This is a genomic window from Pseudomonas sp. VI4.1 (genome assembly GCF_002029345.1).
In the GTDB taxonomy this organism is placed as follows: domain Bacteria; phylum Pseudomonadota; class Gammaproteobacteria; order Pseudomonadales; family Pseudomonadaceae; genus Aquipseudomonas.
Genome location: NZ_MULM01000111.1, coordinates 14,542 through 32,301 on the forward strand (window position 1 = coordinate 14,542; position 17,760 = coordinate 32,301).

The window sequence follows — 17,760 nt, forward strand, 5'->3', positions numbered from 1 at the left end:
AACGAGATCACTTCACTGAACCTTTCAAACTATAAGACGATGCTCAAATTGACTGGCGCCACTGACATTAACTGCAACAGGACTGGCGACTCATGCAACTTCGATTAGTTCATTCAAGTGCGTAATTGCACGACCGCTGCCGCCACGGCGTTATCAAAACGCTGGATCACTTGCCGGCATTGTTCATCGTCGATAATCAACGGCGGCAACAAGCGAATGACATTGCCCTGGCGCCCCCCGCGTTCCAGCAACAGGCCTTGTTTGAAGCATTGTTGCTGGATAGCCGCGGCCAGCGCCGGGTCCATCGGGTAATGCCCGTGGCGATCGGCCGGCTGGCGCTCGTCGACGATCTCGATGCCCAGCATCAGGCCACGCCCACGCACCTGGCCCAGGGCCGGGTAATGCGCCTGCAACTCGAGCAACCGGTCCTTGAGCCACTGACCTTGGCGCTCGGCCTGGGCGGCGAGGTTTTGCTGTTGCAGCACCTGCAACGTCGCCAACCCGGCGGCCATGGCCATCTGGTTGCCGCGGAAGGTCCCGGCGTGGTTACCAGGCTCCCAGGCGTCGAATTCCCGACGGATGCCCAGCACCGCCATGGGCAACCCGCCGCCGACCGCCTTGGACATGACGATCAGGTCCGGCTCGATCCCGGCGTGCTCGAAGGCGAACATTTTGCCGGTGCGGCCGAAACCGGTCTGCACTTCGTCGAGGATCAACAGGATGCCGTGCTTGCGTGTCACCTCGCGGATCGCCCGCAGCCAGCTGGCCGGGGCGCAGTTGACTCCGCCCTCGCCCTGCACCGCTTCCAGGATCACCGCCGCCGGCAGTGACACGCCGCTTTCGACGTCGTCGATGAACTGGGTGAAATAGTGGGTCAAGGCCTCGACCCCGGCCTCACCGCCAATGCCCAGCGGGCAACGATACTCGTGGGGGTACGGCATGAACTGCACCCCGGGCATCAGGCTGGGCAGGGCATTTTTCGGCGCAGTGTTGCCGGTCAGGGCCAGGGCGCCGTGGGTCATGCCATGGTAGGCCCCCGAAAAGCTGATGATGTTGCTGCGACCGGTATAGGTCTTGGCCAGTTTCAGCGCAGCCTCCACCGCATCCGCCCCGGACGGCCCGCAAAATTGCAGGCAGTAATCACGGCCCTGGTTCGGCAGCAGGCTGAGCAGGGTTTCGCTGAAGGCGTCCTTGACCGCGGTGGTCAGGTCCAGCGTGTGCATCGGCAGGCCTGAAGCGAGGAAGCTGTCGAGGCTGGCCATGACGGCCGGGTGATTGTGGCCCAGGGCCAGGGTGCCGGCACCGGCCAGGCAATCGAGGTAAACATGGCCCTCGACATCAGTGACCCAGAGCCCGTGTGCCTTGGCGATGGCCAGTGGCAACTTGCGGGGATAACTGCGCACATTGGATTCGAACTTGCTTTGTCGAGCCAGATAGTCGGCATTGGTTTTTTGCAGTGGATTAGAGTGCAATACGCCATCATTCAACATCGGTTCACCCTCGTTAAATTCGATATGCAACTTATTCTCATTAACAAGTTGTTGCAACTAATTCTTACTAATTATTTGGATATTGGCCTATAGCGACTTGAACTACTTTTAAAAACAATCAGGCACGCCAAAGACCAAGTTAATGAACCTGGTATGAACTGCGAAAAGCGCCATGATCTAGCCATGATTTTGTAATGCAATAACAGCTTCGATAGCGGTCGCCGACAGACAGCAACTTATCCGCAAGTGTCTTGTTCGTTATTTAACTGACAGTGTGCATATGATCTTCCTCTATACGAATCCGTCCAACGAAGACGCCCCGTCCCTGGGGCGTATGAAACGGATAAATCAGAAGTCGACGGTCGCCGAAAGCAGGTAAGTGCGCGGGGTCGACAGCGTCAAGCCAGGCTCGCTGTCATCCGAGGCGCCGGCCGAACTCCAGTAGCGCTTGTCTGCCACGTTCTCGATATTGGCCCGCAGGGTGATGTTCTTTTGCTCGACCTTGAACGCGTAGCGTGCGCCCACGTCGAAACGCTCCCAGGAATCGATTTCCTTGTTGTTGGACTGGTCCAGGTACTGCGAGCTGGAATAGATGCCGCGGCTGGTCAGGGTCAGGCCCTGGACGGTCGGCACGTCCCACTCGGCGCCCAGGTTGACGTTGTATTTGGGCGTGGCCGGCGCCCGGTTGCCGTCGAAGGTGCCATTGGTGGTTTCCTTCAACTTGCTGTCGATGTACATGACACCGCCGAGCAGGCGGAAACCGTCGAGCGGTTCGCCGAACACGCTCAGCTCCACACCCGTGTTCTCACGCTTGCCGTTGGGGCCGAAGACGCGCGTGGTGGCGTTGGTCTCGTAGGCCGGCTGCTTGATCCGGAACACCGCGGCGGTCACGGCGAATGCACCGGCGTCATACTTGGCACCGGCCTCGATCTGGCGGCTGATGAACGGCGGGAAGATCTCGTCCTCGTTCACCGAGGTCGACGGCGCGATCTTGCCTTGGCTCAGGCCTTCCATGTAGTTGGCATACAGCGACAGCTTGTCGGTCGCCTTGAACAGGATACCGCCCGACGGCGAAACCTTTTCCTCGTCGTAGGCGGTGGCGCCTTTGACGTTATCCGTCCAGTCGTCCACCTGGACCCGCTGCCAGCGGGCGCCGAGGGTCAGCAGCAGCCGGTCATCGAAGAAGCCGAGGGTGTCGGACAACGCCACGCCGCTGAAGCGGTTCTCGGTGTAGACCTTCGAATCGAGTCGGGTCGGGGTGTTCGGGGTTGGTGTTTCCACCGGGTTGTAGATGTTGCTCGGGGCCGCGCCATAACGGGCGCCGCCGTTTTCAAAGTCCATGTAGAAGTAGCTGGCGGCCAGGTTGACTTCGTGGCTCACCGGGCCGGTATGGAACCAGTTGCGCCCCCCTGCCGTGGCCGTGCGGACATTTTCGTCACGGGTGAAATCACGCGGTTGCACGCTGAAATCGCCGGCGTCGTTGGTGACCGCAACGGCATGGCGCAGGAAGTCATGGTTACTTTTGCGCGCGCCCGCGCCGCCGTACACCATGACGGAATCGTTGACATCGTATTCAGCGCTCACCGTGCCGAAGGTGTCGTTGGTGCTCGCCTGGCTCCAGGGCTGCGCATAGTTGCGGCGCACATCGCTGGCACGGGGGACCTGCGCGTTGGGGCCGACCTGCACCCGTTCCTGCGGCGCATCAGTGTCACGTTCGGTACGGCCGATATCCGTGGAGAGCCGCAGGCGTTCACCCCGAAAGTCCAGGCCCAGCACGGCCATCTCGCGGTCGACGTTCTGGTGATCCCATTCGGTGTCGCCGGACTGCTTCACGCCGTTGAAACGCAGACCGAACTTGTTGTCCTCGCCAAAGCGCCGGCCGACATCCACGGCACCGCCGACCTGGCTGTCGGACGCATACATGCCGGTAAACGAGGTGATGGGTTTGTCGGTCGCGCGCTTGGGCACCACGTTGATCCCGCCCCCCACGCTGCCCCGCGGCGAGATGCCGTTGATCAGCTGGCTCGGGCCTTTGATGACGTCGACGCGGTCCGCCATCTCCATGTCGATGGTATAGGTCGGCAGGATGCCATACAGCCCGTTGTAGGCGACATCACTGTTGAACAGGCTCAACCCGCGAATGGTGAACTGCTCATACCGCCCGCCCGCCGGGTTGGTGGCGCGAACCGAGGGGTCGCTGGCGATCAGGTCGCCCAAGGTACGGGCCTGCTGGTTCTTGACCGCTTCGCTGGTGTAGGTGGTCACGCTGAAGGGCGTTTCCATGAAGTCCTTGGAGCCGAGCAAGCCTTGCGAAGTGCGGCGCGCGACCTGCCCACCCGCATAGACATCGCCGCCCTCCCCGCCCGTGGCCCCGAGAATCGACGTGGGGGCCAGTTGCAGGCTGCCGCCTTCAGGCGCCGGGGTCAGGATGTAAGCCTGTTCGCCCACCGGCTGCAGTTGCAGCCCGGAACCCTGCAGCAACCGCGCGAAGCCCTCCTCGACCGCGTAGTTACCCGACAGCCCGGGGCTGTTGCGACCGCTGACCAGCGCCGGGTCTACCGACAGGTTGACCCCGGCCAGTCCGGCGAAACGGGTCAACGCGGCGCTGAGGCTGCGGCGGGCACCTGGTAACTGCGACGGGGACCGTCTTCGGCGTAGCTCACTGCGGCGAATAAAGGACAGGCACCCAGACTCAACAGCAGACTCAGGTGCAACAACGGGCGCAACCTGGAAGGCGCCAGGCGCGTACTGCGGGGCATCACTACGGGCATTGAGAATCTCTCTGATTTCGTTTCACTTGCCTTGAATGACAAGCGGCGCGAAAAAAAGGGACAGCCCTCATGCAATATTTTTGCGCGACCGCAAGGTCACCCAATACCGGGTGCGCCTATGCACCTCCAGCGGCAAGCTGGACGCCAGCAACGACAGGATGCGATCGGTGTCTTCCAGACGGAAACTGCCGGTGACGCGCAGGGATTCGAGCGCCGGCTCCCAGCGCAACACGCCCGGGCGATAGCTGCCGAGTTCCCGCAGAAAATCCCCCAGGGGCTGGTTCTGCGCCATCAGCACGCCGTCACGCCAGCCGGGGGCGAGCACGTCGAATGGCTCCACCGCACCGGCCCCCGCCGCCAGCAGGCTGACTTGCTGGCCGGCGCGCAACGAAAAGACCGGGCCGCGCAATGGCTGCAACTGCACCGCGCCTTTGAGCACCGACACCTTGCACCCCGTCTGCCCCTGACGCACGCAGACCTGGCTCTGACTGACGACAACTTGGCCGAAGTGCGTCTGGATCGTCAGCGGCGAGGTCCCGGGCACGTTCAGCGCTATCTCGCCTTCCACCAGGGTCAGTCGCCGGTGCTTCAAGTCGATATCGACGGCACTCGCGGTGTTCAATTGCAGCGAGCTGCCATCGGCCAACTGGACTTTTTTGCCCTCCCCGGTGGCGGTGCGCAGGTCGGCGCGCCAGGCATCCAGCGGCAGCTGCCGGCTGATCAGCCAGGCGGTCGGCACCAACGCCACCGCCCCCACGGCGCGCTTGAGCACCTGGCGCCGACTGGCCTGCGGCCGATCCAGGCTGGCCATGGCCAGTGTCGACGGCAGGTCGGCAAAGCGCTGGCGCAACAGTTGGGCCTTCTGCCAGGCCTGTTCGTGACTGGGATGGCTGTCACGCCAGTGCTGCAGATTGGCCCGGTCACGGTCATTGGCGGCGCCCGATTCCATGAGTGCCAGCCATTGAGCGGCGGCTCGCACGACCTGGCGGGCTTCGGCCGAAGGGGGCGAAGCGATCACCATTCCACCAGCAGGCAATGTTCGTAGGCTTGGGCCATGTAGCGTTTGATCGTGCGCTGCGAGACTTGCAGGCGCTCGGCGATCTCGGCATAACCCAGGCCTTCCAGTTGGCTCCAGAGAAAGGCCCGTCGCACCGCGACCGGCAATCCATCAAGCAATTCGTCCAGGGCTTGCAGGGTTTCCAACAGCAACCAGCGTTGCTCGGGCGACGGCGCACACTCCTCCGGCAGCAGCGCCAGGGCATCGAGGTAGGCTTGTTCGAGACTGCGCCGCTGATAGAAGTTGGCCAGCAGCCGCTTGCCGACGGTCGCCAGATAGGCGCGGGGTTCCTGCAGGTCGGCAATGCGCTGGGAGCTGGCGAGCACCCGCACGAAAGTATCCTGGCTCAGGTCCGCCGCATCGCTGCCATTGCTCATGCGTCGCCTCAGCCAGCTTTCCAGCCAGCTACGATGGTCGCGGTACAAGTCGTGGAAATTTTGCGCCGCCGGCATCGCTGCTTCACTCATGTCAAGGAACCCTGCGCAGGAAATATTTTAAATGCGACTCATTCTAATTAGTGTTGTTAGTTCAAACCAAGCCTTTTATGCGGTTTACCCTGGGGAATAATGGGGTGAGCTGAATGAAAGCCGGGCAGCATCGGCCACGCAGGCCCCGGCTGAGCCGGGCTGGGCCCTTTTGAGCGCCAGCGTTGAAGAAGCCAGGATCAGCGCGCCTACCGGATCGACGGGCACGAACATGAGAGGCGGCGCGAGGGAAAAGGAGCAAAAGCCAAATCGCAGGCACAAAAAACCCCGGTCTTTCGACCAGGGTCTTTGCTATCGACTCGAATCAGACACTGGCTAGCCAGCAATCTTCTTCGTAGCACCCAGGCGTTCAGTGGGCCTTGGTGCAGATATGGCGCAGCGGACGGGACTCGAACCCGCGACCCCCGGCGTGACAGGCCGGTATTCTAACCGACTGAACTACCGCTGCGTATCGCTGTGGACTTGCGTCCAGGTAACTCGTGTGACTGGAAAGCTTCGAGGCTTTTCAATCTCGAGCCAGGTAACACCTGACTCGCAAATATGGCGCAGCGGACGGGACTCGAACCCGCGACCCCCGGCGTGACAGGCCGGTATTCTAACCGACTGAACTACCGCTGCGCGTCGGTGGAGGCTTTTCAGCTTCCTTCTTGCTTGCGCAAGATTCTCAAGAAGTGGTGGGTGATGACGGGATCGAACCGCCGACATTCTGCTTGTAAGGCAGACGCTCTCCCAGCTGAGCTAATCACCCTTTGCTTCTCTGAGGCCGCGAAATTTACGCATCTAACGAAGCTAAGTCAATAGCCTGCTTGAAGTTTTTCTGAAAAAGACAAAATCGTGTCATTTCGCAAGGTGATGGCATTACCCACAATCATCCTTTTGCAGTCAGACCGCCTTCGCGGGCAAGCCCGCTCCCACAGGGTTATCCAGTGTGTGAAAAATAGTGTGCACACCTTAGATCACTGTGGGAGCGGGCTTGCCCGCGAAGAGGGGGGGCACATTCAACATCAATGCTGGGGACAACTCCCCCGCCCTACTACTCGCTATAAATCATCTTCTTGGTCATCCCGCCATCCACCACGAACTCCTGCCCCGTGACAAACCCGGCATTCTTCGACAGCAACCACGCCACCATCGCCGCCACGTCCTCGACCGTCCCTACCCTGCCCGCCGGATGCTGGGCATGGTCGGCGTCGGTCAGCGGCTCGGCACGGCGCACCGACGGGTCTCGCGCATCGAGGCCAGCCCGGGCTGACCGCGTTGACGCGGATTTCCGGCCCGAGGCTGATCGCCAGGGCGTGCGTCAGGGCCAACAGGCCGCCCTTGCTCGCCGCGTAGGCCTCGGTGTCGGGCTCCGACTGCCCGGCGCGGGTCGAGGCCAGGTTGACGATCGCCCCGCTGTGGGCGCGCAGGTACGGCGCGCAGTGCTTGGCCAACAGCATCGGCCCGCTGAGGTTCACCGCCAGCACCCGGTTCCAGTACGCCAGATCGAGGCTTTCGAGGGTGATGTTATGCGGATCGGCTACTGCCGCGTTGCACACCAGCGCATCCAGTCGGCCGAATTGCCCCAGCACTTCGGCGACGCCCAGCGCCACCTGCCCTTCGCTGGAGACGTCCATGGCGATGAACCAGGCGTTGTCGCCCAGCACCTTCGCCACTTTCGAGCCCCGTGCCCGGTCCAGGTCGGTCAGCACCACTTGCCAGCCTTCGCTGATCAACCACGCCGCAATGCCCAGGCCGATGCCGCGCGCAGCCCCGGTGACCAGGGCGACGCGGCCGTTGGTGCCGGTGCCCGGCGTCGACAATTGGATCACAGCGCAGCCAGGCCGCGCGCCAGATCGGCTTGCAGGTCTGCCACGTCTTCCAGGCCGACCGCGATGCGGATCAGGCTGTCACGGATGCCCGCGGCTTCACGCTCCTGCGGCGCCAGACGGCCGTGGGAGGTGGTGCTCGGGTGAGTGATGGTGGTCTTGGTGTCGCCGAGGTTGGCGGTGATGGAAATCAGGCGCGTCGCATCGATAAAGCGCCAGGCGCCCTCTTTGCCGCCCTTGACCTCGAAGCTCACTACCGCGCCGAAGCCCTTCTGCTGACGCAAGGCCAGTGCGTGCTGCGGGTGGCTCTCGAGGCCGGCGTAATGGACTTTCTCGATGCCGTCCTGCCGCTCCAGCCACTCGGCCAGCTGCTGGGCGTTGGCACAATGGGCCTTCATCCGCAGGCCCAGGGTTTCCAGGCCCTTGAGGAAGATCCAGGCGTTGAACGGGCTCAGGGTCGGCCCGGCCGTGCGCAGGAAACCGACCACTTCTTTCATCTGTTCGCTACGACCGGCGACCACGCCGCCCATGCATCGGCCCTGGCCGTCGATGAACTTGGTCGCCGAGTGCACGACGATGTCCGCGCCCAGCTTCAGCGGTTGCTGCAAGGCCGGGGTGCAGAAGCAGTTGTCGACCACCAGCATCGCGCCTTTGGCGTGAGCGATGTTCGACAGCTCGGCGATGTCCACCAACTCCGCCAGCGGGTTGGACGGCGACTCGACGAACAGCAGTTTGGTATTGGCCTTGATCGCCGCATCCCAACCGGACAAGTCCGCCAGGGGCACGTAGTCGACTTCGATGCCGAAGCGCTTGAAGTACTTCTCGAACAGGCTGATGGTCGAGCCGAATACGCTGCGCGATACCAGCACGTGATCGCCGGCGCTGCACAGGCTCATCACCACCGCCATGATTGCCGCCATGCCCGTGGCCGTGGCCACCGCTTGCTCGGCGCTTTCCAGCGCGGCGATGCGCTCTTCGAACGCGCGCACGGTCGGGTTGGTGTAGCGCGAATAGACGTTGCCCGGCACTTCCCCGGCAAAACGAGCCGCCGCGTCGGCAGCGGTACGGAATACGTAGCTGGAGGTGAAGAACATCGGATCACCGTGTTCGCCTTCCGGCGTGCGGTGCTGACCGGCGCGGACGGCCAGGGTATCGAACGCTACGCCTTCGAGGTCGCTGTCCAGCCGACCGGCATCCCAATCCTGACTCATGCTGTCACTCCTTGCCCTGCTCTTGAAATAAAAAGCGTAATAGATACAAAACCGGCCTGGAGGGGGCCCCCTGTAGGAGCTGGCCTGTGTAGGAGCTGGCTTGCAGCGAAGACGGCGGCACAGGCAACTATGATGTTGAATGTGACGCCCCATTCGCTGGCAAGCCAGCTCCTACACCAGCCAGCTCCTACACACAAGCGCACCCACAACAGGCCGGTTGTTACATTAGTTGTTGTACAGATCGATGATCGCACTGACCGCCTGGGTCTTGACCTTGGAGGCATCGTTGCGCGCCTGCTCGATCTTGTTCAGGTAAGCCTCGTCGACGTCGCCGGTCACGTACTGGCCGTCGAACACCGCGCAATCGAACTTCTCGATCTTGATCTTGCCGCCACCGACCGCTTCGATCAAGTCAGGCAAGTCCTGATAGATCAACCAGTCGGCGCCGATCAGGTCGGCCACGTCCTGGGTCGAACGGTTGTGGGCGATCAGTTCGTGGGCGCTCGGCATGTCGATGCCGTAGACGTTCGGGTAACGCACGGCCGGTGCCGCGGAGCAGAAGTAGACGTTCTTGGCGCCGGCTTCGCGCGCCATCTGGATGATCTGCTTGCAGGTGGTGCCGCGCACGATCGAGTCGTCCACCAGCATCACGTTCTTGCCGCGGAATTCCAGTTCGATCGCGTTGAGCTTCTGGCGTACGGATTTTTTCCGTGCCGCCTGGCCCGGCATGATGAAGGTCCGGCCGATGTAGCGGTTCTTCACGAAGCCTTCGCGGAACTTCACGCCCAGGTGGTTCGCCAGCTCCAGGGCCGCGGTGCGGCTGGTGTCCGGGATCGGGATGACCACGTCGATGTCGTGATCCGGACGCTCGCGCAGGATCTTGTCGGCGAGCTTCTCGCCCATGCGCAGGCGGGCCTTGTACACCGAGACGCCGTCGATGATCGAATCCGGACGCGCCAGGTAGACGTGTTCGAAGATGCACGGTGTCAGGGACGGGTTGATCGCGCACTGACGGGTGTGCAGCTTGCCGTCTTCAGTGATGTAGACCGCTTCGCCCGGCGCGAGGTCGCGAATCAGGGTGAAACCGAGCACGTCCAGGGACACGCTTTCGGAGGCGATCATGTACTCGACGCCTTCGTCGGTGTGACGCTGGCCGAACACGATCGGGCGGATGCCATGCGGGTCGCGGAAACCGACGATGCCGTAACCGGTCACCATCGCAACCACGGCGTAACCGCCGACGCAACGGTTGTGCACGTCGGTGACGGCCGCAAAGACGTCTTCTTCGGTCGGCTGCAGCTTGCCGCGCTGGGCCAGCTCGTGCGCGAACACGTTGAGCAGCACTTCCGAATCGGAGTTGGTGTTGACGTGGCGCAGGTCAGATTCGTAAATCTCCTTGGCCAGCTGTTCAACGTTGGTCAGGTTACCGTTGTGCGCCAGGGTGATGCCGTAAGGCGAGTTGACGTAAAACGGTTGGGCTTCGGCCGAAGTCGAGCTGCCCGCGGTCGGGTAACGCACATGGCCAATGCCCATGTGGCCGACCAGGCGCTGCATGTGACGCTGATGGAACACGTCACGCACCAGGCCATTGTCCTTGCGCAGGAATAACCGGCCATCATGGCTGGTCACGATACCGGCAGCGTCCTGGCCGCGGTGCTGGAGGACGGTTAGCGCGTCATACAGCGCCTGATTGACGTTCGACTTACCGACGATACCGACGATGCCACACATGCGACGCAACCCCTACTTAATGGATCTGAACTGAACACAACTCACTGAGGCGTTTTGGCCGTCGGCAAGAGGTGCTCCTTGAACGGTATCTCAGCGGGTACGCTGATACCGCTGGCCAGCCACTGACTGCTCCACCCGAGAATCAGGTTTTTGGACCAGTCAGCGACCAATAAAAATTTTGGCACGAGTTGCGATTGCTTCCACCACTCGTCCTGCTGTACCGGCCCCAGGCTCAACAGCCCGACCGCCACGACCACCAGCAACACGCCACGCGCGGCGCCGAAGGCCATGCCGAGGAATCGATCGGTCCCGGAGAGCCCGGTGACGCGAACCAACTCGCCGATAAGATAATTGATCATTGCGCCTACGATCAGCGTGGCGACAAACATGATGGCACAGCCCGTGATCACACGAGCCGATGGCGTTTCGATGTACCCGACGAGGTATTCGGACAATGCACCGCCGAACAGCCAGGCGACGACTCCTGCGATGATCCAGGTCACCAGCGATAATGCTTCCTTGACGAAGCCGCGGCTCAGACTGATCAATGCGGAGATGGCGACGATGGCAACAATCGCCCAATCAACCCAGGTAAATGGCACAGTGCAGCCTACAGACGGATAAGGCGGCGCATTTTAGCAGAGCCCATGCTTATCGGTAAGCTGCGATTGACCGTGCATTACAAATCGGCGCGATAGTTTTAACCGCGTTCCGGCTGGAAACGCACGACAAAGCCCTTGAGGTTCTGCTGGCGACTCAGCAAGTCACGCAGGCGATCGGCCTCCGCGCGCTCGATCAGCGGCCCGACGAACACCCGGTTCACCGTCGGCGCGCGGATATCGGCGTTGTAGCCCTGGCTGCGCAGCTTTTTCTGCAGGCTTTCGGCGCTGGCCCGGTTCGCCAGGCTGGCCACTTGCACCGACCAGCTGACCGACAGGCCGTTGGCGTCGACCCGGCTCTGGGTGGTACCCGGTTTGCCCGATGCACCGGGCCCGGCCGTGATCGGCTGGGACGGCGCAGTGGTCGGCTTGTTCGTCGGCACGGGTGCCGGAGCCGGTGTCACCGGTTTGGCGGCGGGTGCCGGCGCTACTGGCGCACTCGGGGCAATCGGCGTCGATGGTTGTTCCTGCTGAGCGATTTCATCGTCGCTCGGCACCGGCTCCTGCGGCAAGGCTTGCGGCTCGGGCACCACCACCGGCTCGACCTGCACTTGTGGCACTGCTGGCGCTTGCGGGGCGGCCGGCGCCTCGACGCTCACCTGACGCTGTTCGTCCTGGCGGGAAAACAGCATCGGCAGGAAAATCACCGCCAGCGCCACCAGAACCAGGGCGCCGACCATGCGCTGTTTGTATGCCTTATCCAGCAATGCCATTTGCCGCGTCCTCCGTGGAGCGCCGGGCCAGCCATTCGAGGGCCTCGGCGACACAATAAAATGATCCGAACAACAGAATCTCGTCGTCGCTCGTCGCCTGTGCACACTGGCCTTCCAGAGCGGCGGCCACACTGTCATAGGACGTTACCGACGCGCCGAGGTTCTGTAGCGCCCGGTGCAAATCGCCGACCGGTCGTGCCCGCGGCGAATCCAGCGGCGCGACGGCCCAATGCTCGACACTAGCATTCAATTCGCCGACAACACCATCCAGATCCTTGTCCGCCAGCAAGCCGAACACCGCCAGACGCTTGCCGGCCGGGGGCTGGCTGGCCAGGCGGCGGGCCAGATATTCGGCCGCATGGGGGTTGTGCCCCACGTCCAGCAACAGGTTCAGCCGCTTGCCCTGCCAATCGAACTGGCGGCGATCGAGACGACCGACCACCCGCGTTGCTTGCAGGGCAGCCCTGATCTGCGCATCGTCCCAAGGCAGGTCGAGCAGCAGATAGGCTTGCAGCGCCAGCGCGGCGTTTTCCATCGGCAGATCGAGCAACGGCAGATCACGCAGTTCGACTACCCGCCCTTGCGCGTCAAGACCGCGCCATTGCCAGGCGTGATCGGTCACGCCCAGGTCAAAATCGCGGCCACGCAGGAAAAACCGGCAATCGAGCTCGCGCGCCTTGTCCAGCAGGGTTTGCGGAGGGTTCAGGTCGCCGCAGAGCGCAGGCGCGCCCTGGCGGAAGATCCCGGCTTTTTCGAAGGCCACGGACTCACGGGTGTCGCCCAGGTAATCGGCGTGATCGACGCCGATGCTGGTGACCAGCGCCATGTCGGCGTCCACCACGTTGACCGTGTCCAGGCGCCCGCCCAGCCCGACCTCCAGCACCACCGCATCGAGGCCGGCCTGTTGAAACAGCCAGAACGCCGCCAGGGTGCCCATTTCGAAGTATGTCAGGGACGTGTCGCCACGACCGGCCTCGACGGCCACGAAGGCCTGGCAGAGCTCGGCATCAGTGGCTTCGACGCCGTTGACCTGCACCCGCTCGTTGTAGCGCAGCAGGTGCGGCGAATTGTAGACGCCCACTTTCAGCCCTTGCGCCCGCAGCAACGAGGCCACGAACGCACAGGTGGAACCCTTGCCGTTGGTGCCGGTGACCGTGATCACCCGAGGCGCCGGCTTGCCCAGCCCCATGCGGGACGCTACCTGTTGCGAGCGCTCAAGCCCCATGTCGATGGCCGAAGGGTGCAACTGTTCCAGGTAGGCGAGCCACTCGCCAAGGGTACGTTGGGTCATATGTTGGCAGGTACCGGTGGAACCACGATCGGTTCGATGGGGGCGGCGACGAATTTAGGCGTCGGCAGGCCCATCATTTGAGCCAGCAGGTTACCCAGGCGCGGACGCAGCTCCTGACGGTGGATGATCATGTCGATCGCGCCGTGTTCCAGCAGGAACTCGCTGCGCTGGAAGCCTTCCGGCAGTTTTTCGCGCACGGTCTGCTCGATCACGCGCGGGCCGGCAAAGCCGATCAGGGCTTTCGGCTCACCGACGATCACGTCGCCGAGCATCGCCAGGCTGGCGGAAACGCCGCCGTAGACCGGGTCGGTCAGGACGGAGATGAACGGAATGCCTTCTTCGCGCAGACGCGCCAGTACCGCGGAGGTCTTGGCCATTTGCATCAGCGAGATCAGGGCTTCCTGCATCCGCGCACCACCGGAGGCGGCGAAGCAGATCATCGGGCAACGGTTTTCCAGGGCGTAGTTGGCGGCGCGAACGAAGCGCTCGCCGACGATGGCGCCCATCGAACCGCCCATGAAGGAGAATTCGAAGGCCGACACCACCACCGGCATGCCCAGCAGGGAGCCGCTCATGGAGATCAGTGCGTCTTTTTCGCCGGTCTGCTTTTGCGCAGCGGTCAGGCGATCCTTGTACTTCTTGCCGTCGCGGAATTTCAGCCGGTCGACCGGCTCCAGGTCCGCACCCAGTTCGGCACGGCCTTCAACGTCGAGGAAGATGTCGATGCGCGCGCGGGCGCCGATGCGCATGTGGTGATTGCACTTGGGGCAAACGTCCAGGGTCTTTTCCAGCTCCGGACGATACAACACAGCCTCGCAAGACGGGCATTTGTGCCACAGACCTTCAGGCACCGAGCTCTTCTTGACCTCGGAACGCATGATCGAAGGGATCAGTTTGTCTACTAACCAGTTGCTCATGCTTTCTTTCTCCAGTACCGGTGGCCCGAACGCTCTGGTTCGCAGCCCCGCGTATGCCCTTGAGCTAAATTCATGTGTGCGGCGATGATCGATGGGTTGCCGGGTCAGCGACACGCGACCTGCGTACAACCCAAAACATCCTCAGCCATGCCTGCTTTGTGCAGGTGCATCTTTTTTGTACAGTGCAGTGGACGGCGGCAGTCTGCCAGCCGTCACATCAACGCCCCGCGTACCGCCTTGATGAACGCTTGAATCCTTGCATGATCCTTGATGCCCTTGCTTGCCTCTACCCCGCCGCTGACATCCACCGCATAAGGCCGAACCCGGGCAATGGCCTCGGCGACGTTGTCCGGCGTCAGGCCGCCCGCGAGGATAATCGGCTTGCTCAGGCCTTGCGGTATCAGAGACCAGTCGAACGCCTCCCCGGTTCCGCCAGGTACGCCTTCGACGTAGGCATCGAGCAGGATCCCGCTGGCACTTGGAAACGCATCGCACGCCGCCGCGATGTCGTCACCCGCCTTGACCCGCAGCGCCTTGATATACGGGCGGTGCCAGCCTTCGCAGTCGGCCGCGGTTTCGTCGCCATGGAACTGCAACAGGTCCAGCGGCACGGCGTCGAGGATTTCCCCCAACTCGCAGCGGCTGGCGTTGACGAACAGGCCCACGGTGGTCACGAACGGCGGCAGTGCCTTGATGATCGCGCGCGCCTGTTCAAACGTCACGGCCCGCGGGCTTTTGGCGTAGAACACAAAGCCCAGGGCATCAGCCCCGGCCTCGACCGCGGCCAACGCATCCTCCGCGCGGGTAATGCCGCAAATCTTGCTGCGAACGGACGACATGTCGAGACAACCCCACGGTAAATCCGAGAAAGTCCCGGATGGTAACAAAAGCGTTCGAAGGCGTCAGCCGTCAAGTTCCGAGAAGCCGGTCAAGAAGTGAGGCCCGATGTAACGCTCGGGCAATTGGAACTCGTCGCGATACTCGACCTGCACCAGATATAAGCCGAACGGGTGCGCCGTCACCCCGCCGGAGCGGCGAATGCGGCTCTCCAGGACTTCTTTCATCCACTCGACCGGGCGTTCGCCGGCACCGATGGTCATCAGCACCCCGGCGATGTTGCGCACCATATGGTGCAGGAAGGCACTGGCGCGGATGTCCAGCACGATCATCTTGCCGTGACGGGTGACGCGCAGGTGATGCAGTTCCTTGATCGGCGACTTGGCCTGGCACTGACCGGCGCGGAAAGCGCTGAAGTCGTGGGTACCGACCAGGTACTGCGCCGCCTCGGCCATGCGCTCGACGTCGAGCGGGCGGTGGTTCCAGGTGATTTCATCGTTCAGGTGCGCCGGACGGATCTGATCGTTGTAGATCACGTAGCGATAGCGCCGGGCGATGGCCTTGAAGCGCGCATGAAAATGCGCCGGCATGACCTTGGCCCAGCTGACGCTGACGTCGTGGGGCAAGTTGATGTTGGCGCCCATGACCCAGGCTTTCATCGAGCGCTCGACGGGCGTGTCGAAGTGCACCACCTGCCCGCACGCATGCACACCGGCGTCGGTGCGTCCGGCGCAGAGCAGCGACACGGGTGAATCGGCGACTTTGGACAGGGCCTTTTCGAGGGTTTCCTGCACGGTGAGCACGCCGGACGCCTGGCGCTGCCAGCCGCGATAACGCGAGCCTTTGTATTCAACGCCCAATGCGATCCGGAAAACGCCGTCGGCCGCCATTTCGGCGGCCGGGTTATCTATATTTGCCAAGGAGTGACAGCCTGCTGATGTACGCAAAGGCGGGCATTATAAGGCTGCGGCTCCGGGATGCCAGTGCAACCGTTGATACTGTGTTGGATGTACCGGCCCCTTCGCGAGCAAGTCGAATCGTCGCACCGCCGCTCCCACAGGAGATCGGGGTTGCCGAGCTCTATGTCCGGCCCCACTCATTGTGGGAGCGGGCTTGCGCGCGAAGACGGCCTGACAGGCACCATCGCATCACTTGCCATAAACAAAAACGGCAGCCCCATGGACTGCCGCTTTGCTCAAGCCTTATTAATCAATCAAGCCAGGCGCGAAAGCAGTTCCTTGGCTTCGTCCTTCTGCCCTGCATCCCCCTCGTTCACCACCTCATTGAGGATATCCCGCGCCCCATCGGCATCGCCCATGTCGATGTAGGCCTGGGCCAGGTCGAGCTTGGTGGCGACTTCGTCGGCGCCGGAAAGGAAGTCGAATTCCGGCTCGTCATCGGCTGAAGCCAAGGCATCCTGCGCGGTGAAGGTCGGCTCGCCAAGGCTCTGCGACAGACTGTCCAGCTCGGCATTGACATCGTTCAGGTCGGTGGCAAAGGTGTCCGGAGGGGCAGCGGCGTCCATTTCATCGGCCAGCGACAGGTCGAAGTCGTCCGGCAACTCGAGATCGTCCGGGGCTATTTCCGGAGCGGTCGGCGCTGCAGCAACAGAGGGATCCTTGACCTCGTCATCCAGGTTCAACAGGAAATCGTCTTCGGCCAGGATCGCAGGCGTTGCCTCGCCGCCCAGGTCCATGTCCAGATCGAAGTCCGACAGGTCGTCGAGGTTTTCCCTGACTTCAGTCTGCTGTTGCAACACCGAATCGAAGCTCAAGTCGTCTTCCAGCGGAAAATCATCCAGTTCCGTCACAGCGTCCGATGCCGGTGCAGGCGGTACTGCCGCAGGACTTTGTGGCTCATCCAGACTCGGATCGAAGGCACTGTCGAAATCATCGGGCACCGCGGGTGCCGCCGCAGGACTTTGCGGTTCCTTCAGGTTCAGATCGAAGACCGTGTCGAAGTCATCGGGCACCGCTGGCGCCTCGGGCTCGTCCAGCAGCAACTCCCTGACGTATTGCGCATCCAGCTCGGCAGCCATGGAGGCAGCGGCGATACCACCGCCGACGGCGAAGACCATGGCCGGGAAGCGGTGTTTCAGCTGTTCCACCCGGGTAAAGTTCTCGCCGTTGGCCACCAGCTGGCGCTCCTGGGCGACAAACGCGACTCGGTTGCCCTGCTGGCCATAGACTTCCATCAGCTTCAGGCGCAGGTCGCTGCGTTGCGGTTCGTACTTGATGCTGTCTTCGAGCAGTGCGGCAGCCTGATTCAGGCGACCGGCGGCAAAATGCGTATGCGCCTTGCGCAGCACATCGTCGTCGTGGCGATCGACCGCTGGCGATACCAGCGGCGCGGCAATCGGCGCGAGACCACGACCGGAGCAATCACCGGAGCGCGGGCAGGCGCTGGCGCTGGCACCGGCACCGGCACCGGCGCGAACGCTGGAGCTGCCACCGGAGCCGGCGCTGACGTTGGCGCGGTATCGAGCTTCACGCTTGGCGGCGACACTTCCAGGCCTTCGAAGCTATCTTCCGACGAATCCTGTTCGCCAGGGTTTTGCTGCTCTTCGGCCAGTTCCCGGGCCATGCGCACGTGTTTCTCGGCTTCCTGCTGGGCTTTGCGGCGACGAAGCAGCAACAGCAGCAACAGCAGCAGCACCACGGCCCCGCCACCCACCAGCCCCAGCAGTGCCGGATTGGTCAGCAACTCGTTGTATTTCTGCTCATCGGACGCTGCCGGCGTCGCGCCACTGGCGTTTCGGCCGGTGCCGGGGTTGCCTCGGTTGCGGCCGGC

At 62.7% G+C, this 17,760-nt stretch carries 11 protein-coding genes, 3 tRNA genes and 3 pseudogenes; all 17 read right to left on the reverse strand.

Annotated elements, in window-relative coordinates; genetic code table 11:
- Nucleotides 1–113 precede the first annotated feature (113 nt).
- Nucleotides 114–1,490, reverse strand: a complete 1,377-nt coding sequence (locus BZ163_RS06505) for a diaminobutyrate--2-oxoglutarate transaminase (RefSeq protein WP_128870265.1) — start codon at nt 1,488–1,490, stop codon at nt 114–116.
- 348 nt (nt 1,491–1,838) lie between these two features.
- Nucleotides 1,839–4,261, reverse strand: a pseudogene (locus tag BZ163_RS06510) (TonB-dependent siderophore receptor).
- A 67-nt stretch (nt 4,262–4,328) separates the two neighbouring features.
- Nucleotides 4,329–5,279: a FecR domain-containing protein gene (locus BZ163_RS06515; protein WP_256578956.1), complete on the reverse strand. Its 951-nt coding sequence runs from the start codon at nt 5,277–5,279 to the stop codon at nt 4,329–4,331.
- Nucleotides 5,276–5,785, reverse strand: a complete 510-nt coding sequence (locus tag BZ163_RS06520) for a sigma-70 family RNA polymerase sigma factor (protein WP_128870257.1) — start codon at nt 5,783–5,785, stop codon at nt 5,276–5,278. Before BZ163_RS06520 ends, BZ163_RS06515 begins: the two co-directional genes overlap by 4 nt.
- A 389-nt stretch (nt 5,786–6,174) precedes the next feature.
- Nucleotides 6,175–6,251 (reverse strand) — tRNA-Asp (locus BZ163_RS06525).
- Nucleotides 6,252–6,344: 93 nt separating this feature from the next.
- Nucleotides 6,345–6,421, reverse strand: a tRNA-Asp gene (locus BZ163_RS06530).
- Nucleotides 6,422–6,475: 54 nt separating this feature from the next.
- Nucleotides 6,476–6,551 (reverse strand) — tRNA-Val (locus tag BZ163_RS06535).
- Nucleotides 6,552–6,836: 285 nt separating this feature from the next.
- Nucleotides 6,837–7,614 (reverse strand): annotated as a pseudogene (locus tag BZ163_RS06540) (SDR family oxidoreductase).
- Entirely contained in the window at nt 7,611–8,822 is a 1,212-nt protein-coding gene (locus BZ163_RS06545; RefSeq protein ID WP_128870258.1) for an O-succinylhomoserine sulfhydrylase, read from the reverse strand. The pseudogene BZ163_RS06540 and the gene BZ163_RS06545 overlap by 4 nt, the downstream one beginning before the upstream one ends.
- Nucleotides 8,823–9,047: 225 nt before the next feature.
- Complete coding sequence (gene purF / locus BZ163_RS06550; protein WP_128870259.1) at nt 9,048–10,553, reverse strand: amidophosphoribosyltransferase; 1,506 nt, start codon at nt 10,551–10,553, stop codon at nt 9,048–9,050.
- Between the two features lie 41 nt (nt 10,554–10,594).
- On the reverse strand, nt 10,595–11,155 hold the full coding sequence (locus tag BZ163_RS06555; protein WP_064676838.1) for a CvpA family protein: 561 nt from the start codon (nt 11,153–11,155) through the stop codon (nt 10,595–10,597).
- 98 nt (nt 11,156–11,253) lie between these two features.
- Nucleotides 11,254–11,925, reverse strand: coding sequence for an SPOR domain-containing protein (locus tag BZ163_RS06560; RefSeq protein ID WP_128870260.1), 672 nt, complete (start codon nt 11,923–11,925; stop codon nt 11,254–11,256).
- Nucleotides 11,909–13,216: a bifunctional tetrahydrofolate synthase/dihydrofolate synthase gene (gene folC / locus BZ163_RS06565; protein WP_128870261.1), complete on the reverse strand. Its 1,308-nt coding sequence runs from the start codon at nt 13,214–13,216 to the stop codon at nt 11,909–11,911. Before folC ends, BZ163_RS06560 begins: the two co-directional genes overlap by 17 nt.
- On the reverse strand, nt 13,213–14,133 hold the full coding sequence (accD, locus tag BZ163_RS06570) for an acetyl-CoA carboxylase, carboxyltransferase subunit beta (RefSeq protein WP_128870262.1): 921 nt from the start codon (nt 14,131–14,133) through the stop codon (nt 13,213–13,215). The genes folC and accD overlap by 4 nt, the downstream gene beginning before the upstream one ends.
- 212 nt (nt 14,134–14,345) lie before the next feature.
- Nucleotides 14,346–14,972 (reverse strand): phosphoribosylanthranilate isomerase, encoded by a 627-nt coding sequence (locus BZ163_RS06575; protein WP_128870263.1) that lies wholly within the window; start codon nt 14,970–14,972, stop codon nt 14,346–14,348.
- Nucleotides 14,973–15,035: 63 nt separating this feature from the next.
- A complete protein-coding gene (gene truA, locus BZ163_RS06580; protein WP_128870266.1) occupies nt 15,036–15,860 on the reverse strand; it encodes a tRNA pseudouridine(38-40) synthase TruA in 825 nt (274 codons plus the stop codon).
- Nucleotides 15,861–16,183: 323 nt separating this feature from the next.
- Nucleotides 16,184–17,760, reverse strand: a pseudogene (locus BZ163_RS06585) (FimV/HubP family polar landmark protein); the annotation flags it as partial.

Excerpts from the sequence above, each read along its gene's own strand:
- BZ163_RS06505 (WP_128870265.1), bottom strand. The coding sequence starts at position 1,490 with ATGTTGAATGATGGCGTATTGCACTCTAATCCACTGCAAAAAACCAAT.
- BZ163_RS06520 (WP_128870257.1), bottom strand. The coding sequence starts at position 5,785 with ATGAGTGAAGCAGCGATGCCGGCGGCGCAAAATTTCCACGACTTGTAC.
- BZ163_RS06545 (WP_128870258.1), bottom strand. The coding sequence starts at position 8,822 with ATGAGTCAGGATTGGGATGCCGGTCGGCTGGACAGCGACCTCGAAGGC.
- purF (WP_128870259.1), bottom strand. The coding sequence starts at position 10,553 with ATGTGTGGCATCGTCGGTATCGTCGGTAAGTCGAACGTCAATCAGGCG.
- BZ163_RS06560 (WP_128870260.1), bottom strand. The coding sequence starts at position 11,925 with ATGGCATTGCTGGATAAGGCATACAAACAGCGCATGGTCGGCGCCCTG.
- folC (WP_128870261.1), bottom strand. The coding sequence starts at position 13,216 with ATGACCCAACGTACCCTTGGCGAGTGGCTCGCCTACCTGGAACAGTTG.
- accD (WP_128870262.1), bottom strand. The coding sequence starts at position 14,133 with ATGAGCAACTGGTTAGTAGACAAACTGATCCCTTCGATCATGCGTTCC.
- BZ163_RS06575 (WP_128870263.1), bottom strand. The coding sequence starts at position 14,972 with ATGTCGTCCGTTCGCAGCAAGATTTGCGGCATTACCCGCGCGGAGGAT.
- truA (WP_128870266.1), bottom strand. The coding sequence starts at position 15,860 with ATGGCGGCCGACGGCGTTTTCCGGATCGCATTGGGCGTTGAATACAAA.